18 protein-coding genes and 1 pseudogene are annotated in these 21953 nt (G+C 67.1%); 9 read left to right on the forward strand and 10 right to left on the reverse strand.

What is annotated here, in order from left to right; translation table 11 throughout:
* Positions 1 to 427 (forward strand): response regulator (locus AB6807_RS34665; protein WP_371088099.1); only part of this gene is annotated, 427 nt, incomplete at its 5' end.
* A gap of 61 nt (positions 428 to 488) precedes the next feature.
* Here AB6807_RS34665 and AB6807_RS34670 read toward each other — a convergent pair.
* Positions 489 to 935 carry a hypothetical protein gene (locus tag AB6807_RS34670; protein WP_116912645.1) on the reverse strand — a complete coding sequence of 149 codons (447 nt, stop codon included), beginning with the start codon at positions 933 to 935 and terminating at the stop codon, positions 489 to 491.
* Between the two features lie 44 nt (positions 936 to 979).
* Entirely contained in the window at positions 980 to 1393 is a 414-nt protein-coding gene (locus AB6807_RS34675; RefSeq protein ID WP_132748959.1) for a hypothetical protein, read from the reverse strand.
* Between the two features lie 159 nt (positions 1394 to 1552).
* On the opposite strand from AB6807_RS34675, the gene AB6807_RS34680 reads away from it, so the two are divergent.
* Entirely contained in the window at positions 1553 to 1828 is a 276-nt protein-coding gene (locus AB6807_RS34680) for a hypothetical protein (RefSeq protein ID WP_132748958.1), read from the forward strand.
* Between the two features lie 96 nt (positions 1829 to 1924).
* A complete protein-coding gene (locus AB6807_RS34685) occupies positions 1925 to 2245 on the forward strand; it encodes a hypothetical protein (protein ID WP_371088100.1) in 321 nt (106 codons plus the stop codon).
* A 296-nt stretch (positions 2246 to 2541) separates the two neighbouring features.
* On the opposite strand, the gene AB6807_RS34690 is transcribed toward AB6807_RS34685, so the two are convergent.
* The 3 genes from AB6807_RS34690 to AB6807_RS34700 all read right to left on the reverse strand — a co-directional run bounded on the left by AB6807_RS34690 (position 2542) and on the right by AB6807_RS34700 (position 11053).
* On the reverse strand, positions 2542 to 4518 hold the full coding sequence (locus AB6807_RS34690) for an ATP-binding protein (protein WP_371088101.1): 1977 nt from the start codon (positions 4516 to 4518) through the stop codon (positions 2542 to 2544).
* 854 nt (positions 4519 to 5372) lie between these two features.
* Positions 5373 to 7100, reverse strand: coding sequence for an ABC transporter ATP-binding protein (locus AB6807_RS34695; protein WP_116912649.1), 1728 nt, complete (start codon positions 7098 to 7100; stop codon positions 5373 to 5375).
* A 47-nt stretch (positions 7101 to 7147) separates the two neighbouring features.
* Positions 7148 to 11053, reverse strand: coding sequence for an FAD-dependent oxidoreductase (locus AB6807_RS34700; RefSeq protein ID WP_371088102.1), 3906 nt, complete (start codon positions 11051 to 11053; stop codon positions 7148 to 7150).
* Positions 11054 to 11257: 204 nt separating this feature from the next.
* On the opposite strand from AB6807_RS34700, the gene galE reads away from it, so the two are divergent.
* Positions 11258 to 12310: a UDP-glucose 4-epimerase GalE gene (gene galE, locus AB6807_RS34705; RefSeq protein WP_371088103.1), complete on the forward strand. Its 1053-nt coding sequence runs from the start codon at positions 11258 to 11260 to the stop codon at positions 12308 to 12310.
* A gap of 931 nt (positions 12311 to 13241) precedes the next feature.
* On the opposite strand, the gene AB6807_RS34710 is transcribed toward galE, so the two are convergent.
* Complete coding sequence (locus AB6807_RS34710) at positions 13242 to 13496, reverse strand: DUF378 domain-containing protein (RefSeq protein WP_116912652.1); 255 nt, start codon at positions 13494 to 13496, stop codon at positions 13242 to 13244.
* Positions 13497 to 13706: 210 nt separating this feature from the next.
* Here AB6807_RS34710 and AB6807_RS34715 point away from each other — a divergent pair, with 210 nt between their 5' ends.
* A complete protein-coding gene (locus tag AB6807_RS34715) occupies positions 13707 to 13991 on the forward strand; it encodes a hypothetical protein (RefSeq protein WP_116912653.1) in 285 nt (94 codons plus the stop codon).
* Between the two features lie 505 nt (positions 13992 to 14496).
* Here AB6807_RS34715 and AB6807_RS34720 read toward each other — a convergent pair.
* Positions 14497 to 14721, reverse strand: coding sequence for a hypothetical protein (locus tag AB6807_RS34720; RefSeq protein ID WP_116912654.1), 225 nt, complete (start codon positions 14719 to 14721; stop codon positions 14497 to 14499).
* Between the two features lie 40 nt (positions 14722 to 14761).
* On the reverse strand, positions 14762 to 16225 hold the full coding sequence (gene rpoN, locus AB6807_RS34725; RefSeq protein ID WP_371088104.1) for an RNA polymerase factor sigma-54: 1464 nt from the start codon (positions 16223 to 16225) through the stop codon (positions 14762 to 14764).
* 204 nt (positions 16226 to 16429) lie between these two features.
* On the opposite strand from rpoN, the gene AB6807_RS34730 reads away from it, so the two are divergent.
* The 3 genes and pseudogenes from AB6807_RS34730 to AB6807_RS34740 form a co-directional block, all read left to right on the forward strand.
* On the forward strand, positions 16430 to 16804 hold the full coding sequence (locus AB6807_RS34730) for a histidine kinase dimerization/phospho-acceptor domain-containing protein (protein WP_116912656.1): 375 nt from the start codon (positions 16430 to 16432) through the stop codon (positions 16802 to 16804).
* Positions 16805 to 16898: 94 nt separating this feature from the next.
* A complete protein-coding gene (locus AB6807_RS34735; RefSeq protein ID WP_371088199.1) occupies positions 16899 to 18377 on the forward strand; it encodes a sigma-54-dependent transcriptional regulator in 1479 nt (492 codons plus the stop codon).
* Positions 18378 to 18514: 137 nt separating this feature from the next.
* Positions 18515 to 18709: pseudogene (locus AB6807_RS34740) on the forward strand (chemotaxis protein CheB); the annotation flags it as partial.
* 118 nt (positions 18710 to 18827) lie between these two features.
* Here AB6807_RS34740 and AB6807_RS34745 read toward each other — a convergent pair.
* Positions 18828 to 19037: a hypothetical protein gene (locus AB6807_RS34745; RefSeq protein ID WP_371088205.1), complete on the reverse strand. Its 210-nt coding sequence runs from the start codon at positions 19035 to 19037 to the stop codon at positions 18828 to 18830.
* Here AB6807_RS34745 and AB6807_RS34750 point away from each other — a divergent pair.
* Complete coding sequence (locus tag AB6807_RS34750; protein ID WP_371088105.1) at positions 19014 to 21074, forward strand: chemotaxis protein CheB; 2061 nt, start codon at positions 19014 to 19016, stop codon at positions 21072 to 21074. The two genes, AB6807_RS34745 and AB6807_RS34750, sit on opposite strands and share 24 nt — an antisense overlap.
* Here the strand turns inward: AB6807_RS34750 and AB6807_RS34755 are convergent.
* Positions 20963 to 21895 carry a manganese catalase family protein gene (locus AB6807_RS34755; protein WP_132748954.1) on the reverse strand — a complete coding sequence of 311 codons (933 nt, stop codon included), beginning with the start codon at positions 21893 to 21895 and terminating at the stop codon, positions 20963 to 20965. The two genes, AB6807_RS34750 and AB6807_RS34755, sit on opposite strands and share 112 nt — an antisense overlap.
* Positions 21896 to 21953: the final 58 nt, after the last annotated feature.

A 21953-nucleotide genomic window follows, 5' to 3' on the forward strand; every position in this document is an offset into this window, starting at 1 on the left:
ACAGCGGCATCGGCGGCATCGCGCCTATGTCCAGAATCAAATCGTCAAGAAACAACCTCTTGACGCTTCACAGCTAGGGCAGCTCCTCGGGCCTCTCCTGGGCGTGGACATCGTGTGCGAAGCGGCCACCCAGCAGCAGGCCACCGATCGGCTCGACGCGCACCCCGATGGCTGGGACCTGGCGCTCGTAGACCTTTTTCTCGCACGCGGCGACGGCTTCAGCATCCTTCGCCATTGCGCGCGGCGCGCGCCTCGACAGAAGGTCGCTCTGATGTCGTCCAACTACGTGCGGGAGCCCGTGCGCCAGCGCGCCCTGGAGGCCGGTGCCGATGCCTTCTTCGATAAGGCCACGCAGATGTCGGAACTGGCGGCGTTCTGCCTGTCCGCCAGCCGGTCGCTGGCGCAGGAAAGCACCGGCCCCTGCTAGCGTTGTGTACTCGCCGCCATCTGCGGGATTCCGGCCCACACGCCGGAAGCCTCCGCGTCGGTCAGCCCGGGACTTCGTCGCGGTAGAAGGCGAGCAGGCACATGTAGACAGTGCGCTCTTGGGAAGAAAGCGAGCACTCGATGGAATCCAGTTCCGCGCGCTCCAGCCGGTTCGAGACCGCTTCGTACAGCTGCGAACTCGGCATTTCGGCGTAGCGGCGGCCTTCCGGCCATGTCGCAAGCCGCACGGGCGCGCTGGACACCAGCATGCGCAGATAGAGCGCACGGCAGAGCTTGAGTTGGCGTCTTCCGTTCGAGCCGGCGTGGGTGTCCATGAACTCGCCGAGCGCTTGTTCGTAGGCCGCGACGCGCATGCAGGCGTTCTCGAGTGATCCGCAAGACCCGCTGCCGGACGAAACGCCGAGCCGCACCCGCGTGCATTCGAGTTCGACCTTCGCGTTCGAAAGCTTCTGGGCCAGTTCGAGACCTTTGCGCAGAGGGGCGGGCATCACGGGTAAGGATTTCCTTGAATGATCTTTTCGTGCCTGCCGGCTCAGGGCTCCCACCCGGGTGTGCCTTTGTGCGCCGAGGCTTTGAAGAAGGGCTGAGTGCTCTCGATGAAGCGGTGATGCAGCACGGCGACGCGCTTTGCGAGCGCCTGTGCTTTTTCGCGCCCGCCTGCCGTACCGGCATGCATCTCCCGCACGGCCTGCTCGAACTGCTGCGTCGCGTCTTTCCAGTCGTCGTATGCCACCTCGAACGCCTGCAGGTCCAGGTCCGCGCGCGGACCTTCGAGCGGGGTTTCGCCGCGGGCGGCGCTTAGCTCCCAGGGGCTTGCTTCGATGTTCGGCCCCTCGGTGAAGTTGCGGGCCACGCTGGCCAGCACGCCGGGCGAGGCCGCAGGGCCTGGGGATTCGGCGGGCTGGCCGGGCGCTGCATTGGCTGCGTCAAAATCCTGTGCACTCATGGTGGAATCTCCTGGTGGACAGCGATGCCGGTGGCAAATCGCATGCCTGTCCGACCTTGGAGGCACGAACCGTAGTAGCGGCAAGGAGGGTGCGGCAGGCGTGTAAGTCTTGCGGCAAGAACGCATGCGCACGAAGCGTCAGCACCGGATGTCGTCTCCTTGAAAATTCAAATCCGCGTCCGCAGAATCGGTACCGAGCCCTTCGGGCTTCCGGACGTTTTGAAAAAAGGAGTGACCATGTCTGCATCTTTTCGCGCGAGTTCGCCGGCAAGCCGGCGGCGACTCGGCAAGAACGGAAAAGCGCTGGGCACCATATTGGGCGAGAAACAGATCGAGGCCTATCTCGCAGCCCGAGATGTGGTGCGCCGCCTGCGAGCCGCGGCTTGCGCAAGCCATCGGGTAGAGGCTGGCAACCGGCCGAAGCCACAGACCTGAGCCGGCCCGCGCAAGGCTCGCTGCGTGCCCTCCTTTGAATGCTGGACAGGCACACCGATTGCCCGTTGCAGAAACACCTTTTCCGGGAGAAAGCGCATGAACAGGAAGCAGGATTTTCTACGTGGCGAGCAGAGCAGGGCCGCGCATCCGGAGCGCGACCAGGTCGGAAGCCCGGCCAGGAAAGCTGAAGCCGTTCCGGACGAACCCGTGGCAAAGGATGTGCAGGAAGCGCACACGGGCAAGGTTAGCAATGACCACAACAAACAGGGAAACAAGGCGCCGACGCAGACCAACCAGGCCAGGCGCACGCCCGAGAGCCGGCACGATCGCCAGACCATGGGGGCCGGTCCGCAGAACCAGGTCTCGGCACGAAAGGGCGGCGGCGGCGCAGGCCGCACGCCGCGCGGCGCTGGCTAGAAGCCCGTGGAGGACAGGACTCGGCGCCGCCTTGCCCGCCGCAGTCGAGGTGGGCGTCGACGAAGATGCAGGACTCAACGCCCCCGGTTCATTGCGCAAGGCGGACGGAGCTGCGGGCAAGTAGCGATGTCGTCCCTGCGACCAGGGCCGGCAGGATGCCCCTGGAGCTTAAGGCCTGCGTGGCGGGCCGTCGGCTCTCGGGTCGGCTGAAGCAGGCAGATTGCCGCAGTTCTCGCTGGCCCATGTGCTCTTCTTCAGGACAAGCGCCAGAAGTTCCTCCGGATCGAAGGGTTTGATCAGATGCGCATCGAAGCCCGCCGTCCGTGCGCGCGCCTTGTCTGCCTCCTGCCCCAGCCAGTAGCTGCCAGAAGGAAGGCCGTGCGGCCCCAAGCCGTGGCTCGTACCGCCTTTGCCACCTCGTAGCCCGTGAGCTTGGGCATGCCGATGTCCAGGATGAGGACGGACGGCTGGACCGCGCGCGCGATGGCCAGCGCCTGCTCGCCGTCGGTGGCGATGTCGACGCGGTGGCCTTCCATGCGCAGCAACTCGGCGAGCAGATTGACTGCGCTCACGTTGTCGTCCGCGATCACGATGCTCATCGAGCCGGAGCGAGGCGCATCGGCATGCAGCCGGCCGTCCGCCGCGGTCCCGGCTGCCTCCGCTGCGCGCGGCAGCTGCATCACAAACCGGCTGCCCCGGCCGAGGCCCTCGCTCTCGGCCACGATGTGTCCGCCGTGTGCCGCCACAATCGACCGGGCGAGCGCCAGGCCGATGCCGAGCCCGCCCTCGGGCCGGTGAAGCACCGTGTCTTCCTGCGAGAACATCTCGAAGATCCGCTCCAGCGAGTCCGGCTTCAGGCCCATGCCGTTGTCGCTGACCACGAATTCGCACAAGCCATCGGCGCCGGTGCCCGTGATCGCGATCTGTCCGCCCACCGGTGTGTATTTGGCCGCATTGGTCAGCAGGTTGGCCAGCACCTGCGCCAACCGCACCGGATCGGCTTCAAGCGCGAGCCTGTCGTCCACTTTCACGGTCGTTCTGTGCTTTCGGCTGCGCAGCAGCGGCCCGGCGTTCTGCAGTGCGAGCTCGACCACCGCCCGCGCCTGCACCCATTCCTTCTTCATGTTCAGCCGGCCGCTCTTGATGCGGCTCGTGTCCAGCAGATCGTCGAGCAGCCGCGACATCTGGTTGACCTGCGAGCGGATCAGGTCGGCGCTCCGGTGGGTCGCGGCATCCGGCGCGCGCTTTAGCAGCTGCGCCGCCAGACCGATGGGCGCGAGCGGATTGCGCAACTCGTGCGCGAGCACCGCCAGGAATTCGTCCTTGCGCTGGTCGGCCTCCTGCAGCTCCAGCGCCTGGCTGCGCAAGTCCTGCTCCATCTGCTTGCGCACCGACGCTTCCTGCAGCACGCCCAGCATGCCCACGACGCGACCCACGTCATCGGTTTGCGGCGTGCCCCACACCGCCAGCCAGCGCGGCGGCTCGATGCCGGCGAGACGGTACTCCTCCTTGTAGGTGCGGCCGCTCTCCGCGCTGGAGGCGACCGCCTGAAGGGTTCGCTCCCGGTCGTCTTCGTGAATCAGCAAGCTGAGTTCCCGCCACGTGAGGGGTTGCTCGTCGACTCCGAAAAGCTCCGCCGCGCGCGCAGACAGCACGACCAGGTCGGTGGTGGCGTCCCAGCGCCAATCGCCGAGCTGACCCGCGCCCAACGCAATGCTCAGGCGCTCGTTGGTGAGCTGCAGTGCGTGCTGGGCGCGCGTACGCTGCAGGCTTTCCCAGCACCGGCCGCACACCATCTGCACCAACTCGATCTCGCGCGCGTCCCAGTGCCGGGGCATGCGCTGATGCACCGCCATGGCGGCCACGAAGCGGCCGTCCTTGTGCAGCGGAATGCAGATGACGGCCTGGATGCAGGTGAGGCGGTAGGCTGCCAGATCCATGTCCGCCGCGCGCGGGTCGGTGTCGATGTCGTCGACCACATAGGGTTGATTGCCGCGCATCAGCTGGAGGCAATCGGCACCGAATTGCGAGAACGCATAGTGGCCAACGATCGACCGGACGCCCTGGGTGTAGTCGCCGGTGAGCGTGAACTGGTCTTCGTCGGCGTGCACTTCGGCGTAGGCGCAACGGTTGACCCCCATGTGCAGCCCTAGCAGGCGGGCCGTGACCCGCATCACTTCGGCGGGATCGCTCAGCGACTGTGTGGTCTGCGCCAAGTGGTCGAGATACGCCACCTGATCTTGCGATGGCGAGGCAGCATCGTTCAGGGCCACTTGCGTCGGACGAAGTGCATCAGGAGTCACGGCTTGACCTCGGCAATGAGCGGAACAATGGCGGACCAAACCGCGCCATGGATGAGTCGCTGAATTTGACGTTGATCAATGCCATCCCCTGCAAGAAATATTCGCTCGCCAAAGGCAGCCGGTTCCATCTGGCGGTGTGCGTATCGAGCCTGCGGCGCTGGTGGACGAATGGCGCGCACCCCGATTGTTTGCCGACTCCCCAGGGAGCGACTGCGCGCAGCCGCGCCGACTTGGCGCATGGTGATCCAGACACAGGGCGTTCGAAGCGTGCTCCGCTTCGAGTGCGATGGTAGCGAGCGTTTTGCGGCCGCTGTGGCCGGCTGCAGGCGCGCCCGCCTATCGCGCGGTCGCCGGCGCCGCCCTCGATGCGGCTTCTGCTGGTGGGCGACAGCGCAGTGCCGGGCGTTGGGGCCGACAGCCCCCGGCATGCGCTGGCCGACCTCTTCACCGCGGCGTTGCAGCAGATGCCGAGGCTGGCACCCGAGAACTGGCGCCCGGGGGCGGCGGCCGACCGGCAGGGTGTCGCGAACATCGGTCTGGCGCGGCTTTTCGTGCCACCTGGTTGTGGCAGATCAGCCACGCATGAACGGGCGCGCAGCGTGTTCAGAGAGGGCGCGCGCCGCCACGGCGCGTCGTACCTCGGTTTCTTCCGCGAGGCGCGCGACCATGTGTTCTCGCCCAAACGGCTGCGCTACGTCGCCGCGTACGGCATCCACCCGAGCAACAACGCCTATCGGTACTGCTATGAAGCGATGCACCGGGGTGCCCGCCTCGGGTCGTCCGATCCGCCGTCGCGCCGTAGCGCCGCCCGGAATGCTGCCCGGTCAGGGTGTCTCCTGCCCCTCGGCCTGGAGCCGCCAGAGATCGGCGAAGACGCCGCCCTGCCCCAGCAGTGCATTTGGCGCGCCGTCTTCCACGATGCGCCCTTCGACGAGCACGATGATCCGGTCGAACGCCGCCACCGTCGAGAGCCGGTGGGCCACGGCAACCACCGTGCGGCCCTTCATGAGGCGCGCCAGTGCCGCTTGAATCTCCGCTTCCGAGCGGCTGTCCAGGGCCGAGGTGGCCTCGTCCAGCAGCAGCACGGGCGCGTTCTTCAGCATGGCTCGCGCAATGCTGATGCGCTGCCGTTGGCCGCCCGACAGACGCGCCCCACGCTCGCCCACAACCGTGCCGTAGCCGTGCGGCAGCGCCATGATGAAGTCGTGGCAGAGCGCCTCGCGCGCGGCCGCGCGCACCTGCTCGTCGCTGGCGCCGGGGTTGCCATAGCGCAGGTTTTCCATCACCGAGCGATGCAGCAGCGCAATGTCCTGCGGCACCACGCCGATGGCGTCGCGCAGGCTGTCCTGCCGAACCGACGCCACGTTCACGCCGTCCACGGTGATCGCGCCGCGCGTCACGTCCATCACGCGCCCGACGAGCCGCACGAAGGTCGACTTGCCGGCGCCCGAAGGCCCGACCACGCCGAGCCGTTGGCCCGCGGGCACCCACAGGTCGAGGTGCTCGAAGATGGGCCTGGCCTCGTCGTAAGCAAAGCACACATCATGGAAGGCAATGGCGCCCGGCCCTGGCTCGAAACGCGGCGCATCCGCCGGGTCGGCCACTTCGTGCGGCACCGCCACCACACGCAGCATTTCTGCGATCACGCCAAAGTGCTGCGACGCATCGACCAGTGACAGCGCCAGCTCGCGCGAGCCATGGAGGATGCGGAAGGTGAGCGCGCTGATCAGCACCACGTCGCCGGCCTCCGTCGATCCGGCGCGCCATGCTTCCACGGCCCAGATCAGCATGGCCCCGGCCATAAGCCACATGCACAGGTCGTGGAAAGCACGCGCTTTTTCCAGGAAAAGCCAGCTGCGGCGCTGCGCACGCGCCTCCAGCCCGAAGGCTTGGCGCAGCCGCTCGTACTCGCGCGTGCGAGCAGAGAAGGCCATGACCGTGAAGATGTTGGACACCACGTCGACCAACTCTCCTCCCACCTTCGACGCCTGCTCAGCAAACGCCTGCTGCAGCGGCCGTGCTCGCCGCCCGAACGCATACATGAAAGCGGCCACCACCGCCACGAATCCGATGAGCGTGAATGCCATGCGGACGTCGATGGTGCACAGCAGGACGACCGCGCCGACGAAGTCGATGCACGGCGGCAGGATCTTCCAGATGAGCGTGCCGAAAATCGCGCCGGTTGCGCCCGCAGTGGCCGTTACGCGATTGCCCAGCGAGCCGGCGAGGTGGCGCGAGAAATAGTCCAACGAGTGGCCCGACAGGTGACTGAAGAGGTCCAGCCGCACGTCCACGCCGGTGTTCACCACCGTCAGGCAGCCGAGCCATCCGCTCAGGCGCCAGAATGCGCTCTCCGCCGCAATGAGCACGATGAACAGCCCGAGCCACGTCCAAACCGCGCGCGAGGTGCGATCGTTGTTTGCCATCGTGTCCACGATGAGCTTCATGCCGTACTGCACGCCCAGCGAGCATGCGGCCGCCGCCGCGATGAGGGCGAGAAGCAACGCGAACGCGACCGGCCGCCGGCGCATGTATCGCCAGAGGAAAGCCATCGGCCGGTCGGGCAACGGGGCGCCGCCGGTGGTTGCCGCGCCGCGACTCAGGCGGCCACCGGCAGGTCGGCGGGCGCGGCGCACCCGTTCAGTTGCAGCGCAGTCTCCGCGGCCTTGCGGCCCGCGACGAAGGCGTGGTCGGAGTTGTAGTAGGCCCACTCGCTGTAACGACCCGCCAGCAGGATGCCGGCCGCCGCGAGCCATGTGCGGATGGTCTCCACATGGGCCGCGCGGGCATGGTCGTACACCACGTAGGCGCACGGCATGTCCACCTCGTTGGCGCACACCACCACATCGTCGGGGCGCAGCAGGCCCACGCTCACCGCATCGCTCACGCAGCGCTCGATCAGAGCGTTGCCCTCGGCGGGCAGCGGTTTCAGCGGCGAATACGTGATCTCGCAAGTCAAGGCAAAACCACCCGGCGCATTGCAGTGCGGGCTGGCGTTGCCCTGGACGAAGACGCGGTGAAAGACGGTGTCTTCGGGGTAGTAGATCCAGTGCTTGTCGGTGATGTTCTCGCGGCCGATGCCCAGGTTCACGCAGCGCACCGACACGTGGCGCAACTGGCGCGCGGCCTCGCGCACGAAAGCCGGCGCTTCGGAGCCCATGGCCTCCACCAGATGCGGCAGCGGCATCGTGCTGATGAGGGTTTGAAAGCCGACGCTGCGCCCGTCGTCGAAGGTGACCGTCTTGCGCGAAGGCGATACTGCCGCAACCCGGGTGCCCAGTGCGAGGGAGCCTTCGAGCAGCGGCAGGAAGCCGTTCATCAACGCCTGGAAACCCCCGCGCAGTGGATAGCCGAAGCGCGCGTTCGGCCCGATGGGCTTTTGCACCGGTTCCAGCGCGCCCTCGATCATCTCCTGAAGGTCGGGCATCGGCACGCGTCCGCCCAGCCACGATGTTTCCATCTCGCTCAGCGGCACCGCCCAGAGCTTCTGGTTGTACGGCACGGCAAAGTGACGCGCCACGCCCTTGCCCCAGACCTTGTAGATGAACTCCTCGAAGTTGCGCGGCATCGTGGCGGAGGGGCCAGAGGCGGGCACGGGCGCAGCCGCTGGCGCGGTTTCCGCGGCGGCCCGCGACGGCCCCGTGGGCGAGACGCGCAGCGCCGGCTTCTCCAGGCTGCCGAAGCGCGCCTCGATCGCGCCGACCAGGCATTCCTTGAGCACCTCCGGTGGCAACCCGTGCAGCGCAGACTGGAACGGATAGCGCGTGTACACCGCCTTGCTGTAGATCCAGGCCTCGCGGTTCTGCCAGTGCAGGTTGTCACCGAGCAGGCGCTCGTACAGCGCGAGCACGTAGGGGTCGGTGGAAAACATGATGTGCCCGGCATGGTCGAAGGTGAAGCCCTTGTCTTCTATCGAACGGCACCAGCCGCCCACCGTGTCGTGCTGCTCCACCAGCAGACTCTCTCGGCCCAGGTGCAGCGCGGCTGCCAGCCCGGTGGGGCCCGCGCCCAGGATCACCGTGGGATAGTTCGCCGGCGCGTCAGCGCCCAGCTCGCGTGCAACGCTAGGACGCTTTGCGGCCTGAGGGGGCGAGGGCTGCACATGCGCGGGCGGCGCCTGGCCCGCCTTTTCTCGTGTGGTTGTCTCCATCAAAGCGGCCATCTGTTGCGCGGTTCGGTCCCACGAGGTGGATCGCAGAATGGCCGCGCGCGCGGCGGCCTGTCGTGCCTGTGCATCGGGGCTCAGCGCGAGCATGGCCTCACAGGCCTGCACGAAGGCATCGGCATCCGCGGCAATGGCGACCACACCCGAATAGGGACCCACCACGTCGCGGATCGGCGTGCTCACGATCGGGCGGCCCGCGGCCATGTACTCCAGCGTTTTGGTGGGGCTGATGTAGCGCGTGGCCTCGTTGAGCGCGAAGGGCATAAGGCACACGTCCCAGCCGCCGATCAGTTGCGGCAGCTCTTGGTAGCTGCGCTGGCCCAGCCAATGGATGTTGGGCCGCTGCGGCAAGGTGGCGGGGTCGATCTTGACCACCGGCCCGACGGCGACGATCTGCCAATCGGGGTGCGCGTCGGCCAGCGCGGCCAGCAGCGAGAGGTCGATGCGCTCGTCGATCACGCCGCAGTAGCCCAGCCGCGGATGCGCAACGGCGGCCTGGACCTCATGGTCTTCCATGCGTCCTGGTGCCAATGTGGCGAAGTTCGCGAAGTGCGCCGCGTCCACGCTGCTCGGAAAGCAGTGCGTGCGCGGGTGGCGCTCGCACTTGGATTCGTACAGGCTCTGTCCGCCGGTGAACACCAGGTCGGCGATGCGCAGCAGTGCGCTCTCGCGCTGCAGCAGTTGCCGGGGTGCATGGCGAAAGGTCGAGAGTTCGTCCATGCAGTCGTACACCACACCGATCGGCGTAAGGCCCGCAGCCAATGGCATGGCCATGGGTGTGTAGAACCACAGCCAGTAGTCGCCGACGCCGGCCTGCTGCAAGTATTCGGCGAGCAGCGTCTGCAGCTGCGGAATGTGGTCGTCGTGAAAGCCCGTGGCCGCGCCCACCAAGTGCGGCCGCAGCACCGTCACGCCCTCGCAGGGCGAGAGCTGCTCCAGGGCCGTATGCGCCGCACCCGGCACCGGTTCCTCGACGAATACCACGTCGAACTGCTGCCCGAGACGGGAGAGGAGCTGTTGCGGGCGTTGGTAGACGAAGTCCCAGCGCAGATGGGAAAAGACGATGAGTGTGGGAGTCATGGGGCTTCCTGGAAGTGGTATCGGTGAGCGGGTTTTGGTGTGTTGAAACTCTTGTGCTGCGGGCTGCGGTGCTTGCGATGAGCCGGTCAGCGATTGCCAGTGCAGCAGTCGCCGCTGCGAAGGGCGATGGATCACGCGCGCGCCGGTGCGGCGGTCGACGTCCCACAGCCCGCTGGAATGCCAATGGCGTGCGTCTTCCCAGTCGGGGCGATCGACCAGCGGGTACATGCAGATGCCTTCAAGCGGCACGCCTGCGGCGCGGCAGCGCAGGGCGGCTGCGGCCACCTCGTCGATCCATTGCGCGCGGCCGTCGCCCACGTGCCCAGTCTCTGCAATGAACACGGGCCGCTCGTAGCGCTGCCACGCATCACCCAGCATCGCGGCGAGGTCCCGCCGTCGCGGGTCACGCAAGTGCCAGAAGAGCCGTTCGTTGCTGGGGTGCTGCCACTGGTTGCTGTGGTAGTAATTGGCGCCCAGCACATCGAGGTAGCGCGGTGCGCCGCCCAGCCCCGGCTCCAGCCTGCCGCAGAGCATGTCCCAGGCTTGGTATTGCTCGGCGTTGAGGGCTCGCGCCTCGGCGGCCCAGTCGGGCCGATCGGCCGCGGGCGCCACATGCACCAGGGGATCGGTATGAACAATGCGCGCGTCGGGGCAGGTCGCCCACAGCGCATCGGTGCCCTCCAGAGCGGCGCGCACCAGGTTGCACTTGAGCGCGAAGCCACGTGCGGGCGAGTCGGGCTGGAAGGGATGCATCAGCGAGGTGCTGGTGGCGGCCCAGCTGAGAAACGAGATCTCGTTGATGGGCTGGAACACGAGCGGACCCTCGGTGGGGTCCACGGTGTTCCGCAGGATGCGCGCGACCACGTCGCAGAAATCTGCGAAGCGCGCCGGTAGGTCGGCCGCAAACAGGTCAACGCCGTCCGGCGTGCCGTAGTGATGCAGCGTCCAGATGACCTGCAGGCCGAATCGGCCGGCGGCCTGCGCAGTCCGCACAAGCCGGCGCTTTCCCGCTTCGGCCCCTTCGGCCATGAAGGCGCGCCAGCCTACGCTTTCGCGGATGGTGCGGATGCCCATGCGCGCGAGAGACGCGTAGTCTTCTTCCAGCCGCTGCCAGTGGCCGTTGCAGCGGTTCATCGCCACCTGTTCGCCGCGGCTGTTGAGATGGTCCGCGCCTTCGTAGCCGCCCATCCAGAACGACCGGAACAGCGGCGCTTGATCGTGAGCGCGGGCGGACGTGGCGGTGATGGGCTCGGTTTGCATACGGCTTCATCCACATGGCAAAGCTCATGCCCGGAGTTCTGCGTGCAGGTGGGGCTCAGGCATTCCGTGCTTGCGGCAATTTGTGCCGACCGCATGCACGCGCCGCGGATGCGGCGCCGATCCATGGGCAATCCACCGGGCCGGGAAGGGGCGCACTGCGGGTATGCCAATTGCCCCACCTGGCCATTCCACTTCGGAGCTGCAATGTCCATCAACATCCTCGTGACCGGCGGTGCCGGATTCATCGGCAGCCACACCTGTGTGGCACTTATCGAAGCCGGGCTCACGCCCGTGGTCATCGACAACCTCTGCAATGCCGACGCGTATGCGCTCGCGCGCATCGCGCAGGTCGCGGACAGCCGCCAGCCCGTCGCGTTTTGGCGCGGCGACGTGCGGGACGGCGCGCTGCTGGACAAGATCTTCGCGACGCATCCCGTTCATGCGGTGGTGCACTTCGCGGGGCTCAAGTCGGTCGGCGAATCGGTGGCGCATCCGATCGGCTATTACGACTGCAACGTGCAGGGGTCGCTCAGTCTCGTGTCGGCGATGCAGCGCGCGGGCGTGCACCGGCTCATCTTCTCGTCGTCCGCCACCGTGTACGGCCAGCCCGACCGCTCGCCGGTGGCCGAAACCGCGGCCCTGCGGCCTTGCAGCCCGTATGGGCAGTCGAAGCTATTCGTGGAGCGGCTGCTGGGCGATCTCGCACATGCGGATGCGCGTTGGAGAGTCGCATCGCTGCGCTACTTCAACCCGGCCGGCGCGCATGCGAGCGGCCTGCTCGGCGAGCGCACGGCAGGCGCGCCCAACAACCTGGTACCTGTCCTCTGCAGGGCCGCGGCGAGCCGCAGCGAGAGCCTCACTGTGCATGGCGGCGACTACCCCACGCCCGACGGCACGTGCATCCGCGACTACGTGCATGTGATGGACGTGGCCGAGGGGCACCTGGCCGCGTTGCGCCACCTGGATGCATCGCCGGGCGCATCGACCTTCAACCTCGGCGTAGGCCGCGGCACGTCAGTGCTGGAATTGCTCGGCGCCTTCGGCCGCGCATGCGACACGGAGATTCGCCACACCATCGGCCCGCGCCGTGTCGGTGACGCCGCTGCCTACTGGGCCGACGTGGAGTTGATGCGGCGCACCACTGGCTGGACAGCGCGCCGAACGATCGCTGATATCTGCAGCGACGCCTGGCGCTGGCAGCAGACGCTGAGCCGGCAGGCCGTCGTCGCCGCGCGCTCCACCGCGACCGCGTTGTGAATGGCAGCTTCAGGAGAAATGCGAAGACCATGAAGCACAGGGAGGAGATTCAGGGTCAACGACGGGGCGACCGCGCCAGCACAGCCGGGCGGCAAGACAGGTCGCAACTTCTGGCTGGTGGTCATCGCGTTCGTCTCAGCCTTCACGCCTGTGCTTCCTTCCACGTGTTCGCCCGGGGCGGCGGCAGCAGCGGCCCGACCGGTGTCACTCTCGTCACCGGACTCGGCATGCCTGCAGGTAGGTGCGGTCGCACTGCGCCTTTGTGGGTATTGGCGGCTTTGCCCGTCGCCGCATCACACACCAGGGAGCAAGTACCATCACGAATGAACAAAACCAGCCGGGCGCTTCGGACCAGCCGACCGAACGTTCGCGCAACAGCACTTCGTCCACCGGCCCGGCAGCATCAATAGCTCCCGGCGACGAGGCACCGCCGGGCGAACTTGGAACCGGCGAGAACATCTGCCCGCGCTGCGGCGGCTCAGGCCTCGAAGGCGCTCGGGCATGCACCGAATGCGGTGGTCGCGGCCTTGTCACTGTCATCATCGGCGGGGCTTGAGACGCAGTGGCGTCGCAGCCGCGCCAGGCGCAGCACGGATGCGCAACCAGCGCCCGATGGGGCGGAAGTTCAGCGGCCGCGCTGCGGCTCTTCCTCGCCGGCGCGGTCTGCGGAGGGCGAACTGCCTTGGTTATCCGACCGCCTCACGCCGGTGTCACCCCGGTGAGGCGCATCGGGTTCCCGGGACGGAGTGGGCCCCGGACCGGCGTTCGGCCCCACCGGTTGCTCGCGCTCGCTATCGGTCTTGGACAACTGCTTCATAGCTCTTTGCGCGGGCAACTGGCCCGTGCCAGAGGAGTCCTGGTTCTTGCGGTCGTTCATCGGACGCTCCCTAAGGGGCACTCGCGGGTGCCGCACGTGAATGCGCAGCGTCGCTCAGCGAAACCGCTCGCGGGGCGCAACACGCAGCGGGATGCTGATGCCATACAGGCCCGCCAACCCGACCAGCACGTAGACCGCTCGGCTCGCTGTTGTCATGTCGCCAAAGATGGCGGCCACGAGGTCGAATCCGAAGGCGCCCACCAGCCCCCAGTTGATCGCGCCGACGATCATCAGGACCAGCGCGATCCAATCGGCGATGCCGAGGGCTTGGGTTTCGGTGGTGGCATTGCTGCGTAACGTGGTACTCATGAAAACTCTCCTTGTTGATGGATCTGCTGGGGCTCCGGCAGAGCGTGAATGCTCTGGGCTTGGAATTTCGCACACGTAGGAAAAGTGCTGATGACGGCGTCGGTGCGGCATCGAACCTGCGCGGCTGGAGGCGACGCGGCAACACGAGGGCCGGGCACGCGGTTTGCCGCTTTGAAGCCCGGCACACACCATCACGCCGAGGAGACCGCCATGACCGCCACCATCGCTTTCCTGGCGCAGATCGCACAGGCTCACCTTCCCACGGTGGAAAGCAATCCTGAACGCATCGCGATGCTGCTGGTGCTCCATCGGACCGGCCACGTCACAGTGCGCCTCGAGCAGCGTAAGGGCCGCACCTTGGCGGTCGTCGAGACCTTGACGCCGTTGGGCCGCAAGCTGGGGAGTTGCCTGGAGGGCGGCACGCCGCGCCGCCTGACCACGGCGTTCTGGGCCCTCAAGGTCCGTGAGTCCAAGGCCTCGCGGAAGCACGTGTGAAAAATTGCCGCAGCAACGCGCGCTGGACTCGCCGCTCGCTCAGTCCAGCGCTGCAGTTGAAGCTGCAACGCACGGGCACAGTGTTGTGCCCCGGTGATGCGGGCGTTCACGGTCATCGAATTGGGGTGCAACCGACGCGAGACCGGTGGCACCGAGGCCTTGGGTGGGCGCCCCTGAAGACCCGCCAGGGCACAGCGCTGCGCCGATCGCGCAGGTCATCGATCGCAATGCCGCTGCGCGGATGCGCTGGCGCCGCGAGAAGAGCGCGGCGACCAAGCTGCAGGTCCGGCCCGCGCTAACAGGCGGTTCGCCTGACGCACGATGATCGTGTGCCTGCACCTCTTGTTGTAGGGCGGCTGGAGCGTCACCAACCTGGGCTGGCTGCCGCTGCGGCTCTTCGATCCGAGGCCCGTGGTGATTGCGACGGCGGTCTCGATGGAAGCCATCTTCATTTCTGCCTTCTAGTTGATCAGCCAGTACCTGCCGTCGTCCGGCCTCGTGCTGCTCAATTGGCTTCGGACGCGCTCTCAGCCAGCGCTTCGCGCCCCCTGGGCGTGATCGCGAGGAAACGGCCCCATTCGCGAGACTCCCCGTTCTGGGAGCTTCGCAGCGTGAACGCGGCCACGTAGCCGGCCGCGCGCAGCACCAGCAGGGTGTTGATCTCATCTGGCTCGGTGAGCGTGCGCGGCGCCTTGCCGTGGCTGAGTTGCTGAAGGAATTCGAGGCACATGGCTTTGGCAATGAACTGAGTGAGAGAGGAGCGGGCGCTTTCAGGCCGCCGCAGGCCGGCCGCCTTGCGCGCCCCGCGCCCGGCGGCGCTCGACCGGATCGATTTCCATCGTCTGGCGGTATTTGGTGATGGTGCGGCGCGCAATGTGAAAACCTTGTTGCGCAAGCTGGCGCGCAAGTGCCGCATCGCTCAACGGCTCTGTCGGCGACTCGATCGAGATGAGCTCGCGGATCAGTTGCTGCATCGCCACTGGCGCGCTCGCGCCGCCCGCTGTGTGCTGCAGTCCGCGCGAGAAGAAATACTGCAACTCGAACACGCCCGCTGGCGTGGCCATGTATTTGTTGTGCACCGTGCGCGAAACGGTGGATGGATGCACCCCCACCTCGTCTGCGATCTCCTTGAGTCCGAGCGGCTTCATGGCAAGCGGGCCGTGTTCGAGGAACATCCGCTGGCGCGCGACGATGGCGCGCGCCACTTCCAGGATGGTGGAGGCACGCTGCGCCACGGTGCCGATCATCCAGCGAGCCTGATCCAAATAGGTTTTGAGCGCGCCGGCCTGCTCGCCGCGTTGGGCGTCGAGCAGCTGTGCGCAGGCCGTGTTGAGTTTCACGCGTGGCACGGCGTGCGCATTGAGGGTGGTACGCCATGCGCCGCGCACCTTCTTCACGGATACGTCAGCCACCACGATGCGCGAACCAGTTTCCCCATGGCGCCAGCCGGGCCGCGGATCCAGCCGCCGGATGCCGGCCGCCGCTCGCTGCACCTCCGCCACCGGAGCACCGAGGGCACGCGCGATGTCGCCATAGTCCTGCGAGGCGAGCAGGTCGATGTGCGCTTCGAGAATGCGGCGCGCAAGCGTGCGCACGCCAGGCTGCGCGATGGCGTCGAGCTGCAGGCACAGGCACTCTGGCACGTTGCGGGCACCGACGCCGAGTGGTTCGAGCGCCTGCACGCGCAGCAGCGCGGTTCGCAGTTCGGGCTCGGCCGCGTTCGGGTTTTCGCCGAGCGCCAAGGCGATGTCTTCGAACGAGATGCGCAGGTAACCGTCGTCGTCCAGCGCCTCGACGATGGCGCACGCGAAGGCGCTTTCCCGTTCGGTCAGCCGCAGCACGCCGAGTTGCGCGTGCAGGTGCGCGCGCAGCGAGTCGGGCAACGCCACGCGCTGCATCAGGTCGAAGCTCTCGTCGTGCGACAGGTGCTGCGCGCCGGCGGGCGGGGCGGCCGTGATGCGGTCGAAGGCGGCCGCTGCCTCCTCATCGGCCATGGCATCAGAGTACGCGTCGGCCTGCGGCGCAGGCTCGGTTGGGTCATCAAGCCGGCCGTCCGCGCACGGCATCGAGGGCACCTCGTCCACTTCCAAAAAGGGATTGAGCTCGGCGGCATCACGCAGTGCCTGTGTGTAGTCATGGGAAGAGAGTTGCAGCAGCCGCACGGCCTGCTGCAGGCGCGGTGAGAAGACGGTGGATTGTGCTTGGCGCGTCTGCAGGACAAGGGAATTGCTCATGGTTCTCCATAGCGCCCGGACTTCCGGGGGGCATCGATGCGCGCGCAATGGTCGTGCCAGCGGCAATCGGCACGAAAGCTGCCGGAAGTTAATGCTTAGGTGCACATATCTGAGCCTGCGCCGCCGCGATCAGAACGCCTTGCTGCAAAACGTGCTGTCGGTCCGCAGCTGACAACCGGGGGGCATTGATGGAAACTTGCGCCCATGAAAAAAATCAAGGGCGGGCAGCGCACGCCAGCGCGTCTTGCGGCCGTCGCTGGCGTGCTCGCGGGCATCGCAGGCATCACGGGGGGGTGGGTCGGGGCTCGCCTGCTGCGCGAACCCACGCCGGTCCCCTCCAGCGGGCAACGGTATGAAGATCTGCGTGCGCGCTTCGCGCGCCGGGCCCTCGAAGTTCGGCAGCTCGATCACGACCTGCGGGCGCCCCTGGGCGCGATGGCCCTGGCGATGGAGCTTTTGCGCACCACCGAGGACGCCGAACTCCGGCGCGAGGCCACGGATGTGCTCGCCCGCCAGATCGAACGTATGAATTCGCTGACGCAGCGACTGCATGATTTCTCACGCAGGTTCAACAACTGAACCGTCGGCGCGTCGCCCCGCACGTGTCGACCATGTGCTAAGGGATCAAAGAAATACCGTGCAGGACGCGCGGCAGCATTTGTTAGGGAACAACGTGGGCCATGCACTGATTGTTGAAGACGACGAAGATTCTGCAAGGATGATGTCGGCGCTTGTCGCGCGCGAAGGGCATTCGGCGATGTGTGCCGGATCGGTAGGCGCCGCGCGCCGACTGATGGCCATGCAGCGCCCTGATCTTCTGTTGCTCGATCTGCATCTGCCCGATGGCGACGGCTTCGATCTCCTGGAGAACCACGCCGAGGCGCTCAGCGACACGGTGCTCGTTCTCATGACCGGTCAGGCAAGCCTTGAAACCTCCATTCGCGCGATGCGCCTGGGTGCCTCGGACTACTTGGTGAAGCCCGTCAATCCCCAGCACTTGAAGGGGTTGCTCTCGCGGATGATCGCGCCCTCGCAGTTGCGCGCGGAGTTCGACGAGGTCGAAGAGCGCTGGCGCGAGACCGGCCGGTTCGGCCACCTGATCGGACGCTCGCAGGGCATGCAGCGGGTGTATCGGCAGATCGCGCGCGTGGCGCGCACCTCGGTCACTGTGTTCATCCACGGCGAGAGCGGCACGGGCAAGGAATTGGTGGCGCGCGCAGTGCACGACATGAGCCGTCGCCGGGACGAACTCTTTCTGGCTGTGAACTGCGGTGCACTGTCGCCCAACCTGATCGAGAGCGAAATTTTTGGCCATGAGCGCGGCAGCTTCACCGGCGCGGAGCGCCAGCACCAGGGCTTCTTCGAACGCGCGCATGGCGGCACCTTGTTTCTGGACGAGGTGACAGAGATGCCGCTGGAGCTGCAGGTGAAGCTCTTGCGGGTCCTGGAGACCGGCACCTTCATGCGCGTGGGCTCCACGCAGGTACAACAGACGGACGTGCGCGTGATCGCGGCGACCAATCGCGATGCCGCGGCCGCGGTGGCGAGCGGTCGCATGCGGGAAGACTTGCTCTACCGCCTGAACGTGTTTCCTATCGCATTGCCGCCGCTGCGCGAGCGCGGCGAAGACGTGGCGCTGATCGCCACCCAGTTTCTCCAGGAGCTGGGTCGCGCCGAGGGCGATGCCAAGCATTTCAGCAGCGGCGCGCTCTTGCAGCTGGCTGCCTGGCGATGGCCCGGTAACGTGCGCGAACTGCGCAACGTGGTCCAGCGTGCGTGGGTCATGGCGACGGGTTCTGTCATCGACGAGGAATGGCTGCCCGCTGAAGAGGCGGCGCGGTCCCGAGGCGCGCCCCGGGGCGACATGCAAGTTGCGCAGGCGCCTCAATTGCCGCAAGAGGCGCGTCGCGCGGCCCGGCATTCTCCGCTTTCACCTGGCCACCTCACGCTTTCGCCGGACAGCGAACCAGCGGCGCTGGAAGCGGACGACAGGCAGATTCTGGTCGAAGTTGGAACGCAGCTCGCGGACGTGGAGCGGCGCTTGATTCTTGCCACCTACGAGCGCTGCGGCGGCCACAAGGAGCGCACTGCGGCGCTGCTGGGCATCAGCATGAAGACGCTCTACAACCGGCTCAAGGAATACCAGCAGTGACGCCCGGCGGGCCGAAGAATACGCGGCCGGGACAGTGACGCAGTTCCATCCCGCGCCTCCGGACGCCTGCCGGTGACGTGGCTGGGGGTATCTCAATGCGGCGCTGAGGGGCTGCACGCTTTTTTCGCGGCGCGGACATGCGCGGCGACATTATCGAGCCGGCGCCCCCGCTTTCGCGAGGCGGCCGATACTGCTGGTCGACTCGGTTGTTTCGCACGCTGGCGAACGACCACGGATCCCGAGCCATGGCCGCGGTGCTCCCGGGCTCGAACGGCGAGGGTGCGGCCAGGATCCAACGGGTCAATGAGTGCGGCGTGTTGACCGTCGCGCAAGATCCGCAGGCGCCCACTGCCAGCGGCAGAGGTCCACTGGGCGCTCGCAAGGGGCGACTGCATCTGCCGCCTGAGCAGCCGTTGCCCCAGCGCGAGGAGCCCGCGCCCAGCGGTTCAGTTACGCGCCCGCTCGGTGGCGCATCGTGCTTTCGGTGCGCGCCGACGTGCGCGCGATGCCGTCTTCGAGGGGACGCGACAACGGCATCGGCTTGGAGCCCGGCGCCTTCGACGCGATGTGCGAGATGTTCGCGCAGAGCGCGCGCACGACCGGGCAGCCGGCGGGCTGGGGATCGGGCTGTCGCTGATGCGAAACATCGTCGAGCTGCACGGCGGCGCGGTGGTCAGCGAGAGCGAGGGCCTAGGGCGCGGCAGCCGTTTCACCGCGCGTATTCCGCTGGGCAAGGCGCAGTCCGCCGCCAGGCTGCCGGCGCCGGGCGCGACCGAAGAGCCCTGGGCCTTGCGGCTGCTGCTTGCGGACGGCAACGTCTACGCGCTCCGGGGCATGGCACAGATGCTGGTCATGGCGGGCTTCACGGTCGAGAGCGTGCACAATGGCGTTGATGCGCTGCGCATGGCGCGGCAGCTGTGCCCGGGCGCGGCGTTGCTCGATATCGGCATGCGCGGTTTGGACGGGCACAAGGGTGCGCGTCGCATCCGCGCGGAGCGATGGGGCCTGGACATGTTCATTGTCACCGCCACGGGCTGGGGCCAGCCCGACGACACGGCTGCCGCGGTCGCGATCGATTTCGACGAGCACTTGATCAAGCCTGCGGCGCCGCGATCTGCAGCGCGTGCTGCGCGCCTGCCGGGGCAGGCGAGCGCCGGTCCTTCGGCGACCGGGGCGGCCGGGTGGGCATCCCGTTGCTTCGGTTTTGTGCATGCCTGCTCTGCCCTCCCGCGCCGTACTTCCCGCTCGCACCATCGGACAATGACCCCCACGGACACTGCGGACCGTCCTCTTTCGCCGGCGCAATGCGCCATCTTCATCGGCGCCTCCGCCGCCAGCGTGTTCGCAATGCTGGAACTCCCGGCAGCACTGCCACCGAACTTTCAGCTGCCCATACTTTTCGTGCAGTACATCGGCGCGCACCGCAGCCAGTTCGCCATGCTGCTCAATGCCAAGGGGTCGAAACTGGCCGTGGAAGCTCAAGACGAAGACGTGCCCGGGACCGGAACCATCTACGTCGCGCCGCCCGACCGACACATGCTGCTCGAAGCCGGTGTGATCCGCGTCACTTGCGGTCCAAAGGAGCACCATGCGCGCCCCTCCACCGATCCTCTGTTTCGCTCCGCGGCGCTGGGGCCGCGGGCGATCGGCGTGGTCTTCACGGACATGCTGGACGACGGCAATGCCGGCCTGCGTGCCATCAAAGACTGCGGGGGCACCGTCGTAGTCCAGACCCCCCCTGACGCGTACGAGCCCTGCATGCCGCGCTCGGCCTTGGCGGTGGTTCATGCCGACCACGTGGTGCCGCGCGCGCAGATGGCGGCAGTGCTGCTAGGGATCGCGCAGGCCGGCGACCGTGTCGGTGTCGGTGTCGGCGCCGGCGCCGGCAAGCGGGCCATTTTCACCGCCCCTTCGGCACTGCGCAGTCTGGCGGCCGCGCAGGAGCCGGTGACTGATTCCGCGCTGTGGAGCAGGCTGCGGGCGCTGCAGGGGAAGGAAGCCATCCTGCGCCGGCTCGCCGAGGTACACGCGAGTAATCCGTCCTCGGCCGCAGGCTGCGAGGACCAGGCCAACCAGCTCGCGGCGGTGAGCACCGCGCTGCGAGGTCTCGCGCTGAGGGCGCCGAGTCCGGCGAAATTCGAGGCTTGGCGGCGATCAGTGCGGGGCCGCGCGCTATGCGTTGTACAGATACCGCTCCATGCGCGCTACTTCAACGACACGGTCCAGTTGCGCGTCGACCAGCTCGATCGGCGTGCGGTGCGCCAATGCGCAGTGCGGTCGTACGAACCAGTGCACGCGTTCCCAATCGTCGGTCCACCCCGCCAGTTCGCCGGCTACGCGCGCCACGCTTTGCCTGAGCGACATGTCTGTGCGGACAAACTGGAACACCGGGAACCAGAGTGCATCCCGCCAGCGGAAGAACAGCAGCTCGCGGCTTGCGATGTGGCGTGCGAGCCAGACGAAGCCGCCCGGGTGTCGGGCGGTCACGCGCGCGGCGATCTCGTCATCGCGCGCGAGGCCGCCGCTGGCGCGGCACTCCGAGAGCAATTCGGTGAAGCGCTCGTCCAGCGCATCGATGCCGTCGTTCACCGCAGCGGCTGGCTCTCGGCGCCCAGGCCTTCGGGGCCCGTGGCCGTGCCGGCGGGCTGCTCGGCCATGCCGAGTTCTGCGCCGGTGGTTGGATCCCCGTCGCGGTAGGACTGCGTACGCGCGACCATCTGCTGCACCACTGGCGCTTCGGCGTCGTTGAGCTCCACGGTGGCCAGGCCGTCGCCTCCGTCCGCTGACGCATCGCCTTGCGCGAGCGTGCGGAAGTCCCAGCGCTCGCCCTGGTTCCAGGGGCCGCGCAGATCGGGGTCGCCCTTGGACATGTCGAAGTACACGCTGGTGAAGCGCGGATCGCCCGGCAGCTTGCCCGGCGGGAAGTTGGGCGTGATCGCGTACAGCGCCTTCTCGAACGACTTCTGATGCGCGATCTCACGCGTCATGAGGAAGCCTAACGCCTCCTTCACGCCCGGATCGTCGGTGAGGTTGATGAGCCGTTCATAGACGATCTTGGCGCGAGCCTCAGCCGCGATGTTCGAGCGCAGATCGGCCGTGGGCTCGCCGATGGTGTCGATGTAGGCGGCCGTCCATGGCACGCCGGCCGAGTTGACCAGCGCCGGCCCGCCGCCGTACAGCACCTGCGTGATGTGGCTGTCGTTGCCCGCGCCTGTGATGGTGCGGTACATCTCACCTTCTTCCTCTACTCCCTCGGCGAGCCGGCCCTTGGCGCCCTTGTTGAGCATGCCAACGATGGTGCCGATGATCTCCAGATGGCTGAGTTCCTCTGTAGAGATGTCGAAGAGCATGTCCTTGCGGCCCGGGTCGTCGTCGCCCAGGGCCTGTGTGAAATAGCGGCAGGCTGCGGCGAGCTCGCCTTGCGGTCCGCCGAATTGTTCGAGCAGCAGGTTCGCAAGACCAGGATTGGTCTCGCTCACACGAACGGTGTATTGGAGACGCTTGTTGTGAGAGAACATGAAGACTCCTTCGTGACTGGTGATGGATGGATGAATGAAAGCTGAGAAAGATGAAAGA

It is taken from the genome of Variovorax sp. RCC_210, from assembly GCF_041355175.1.
Taxonomy (GTDB): Bacteria; Pseudomonadota; Gammaproteobacteria; order Burkholderiales; family Burkholderiaceae_C; genus Variovorax.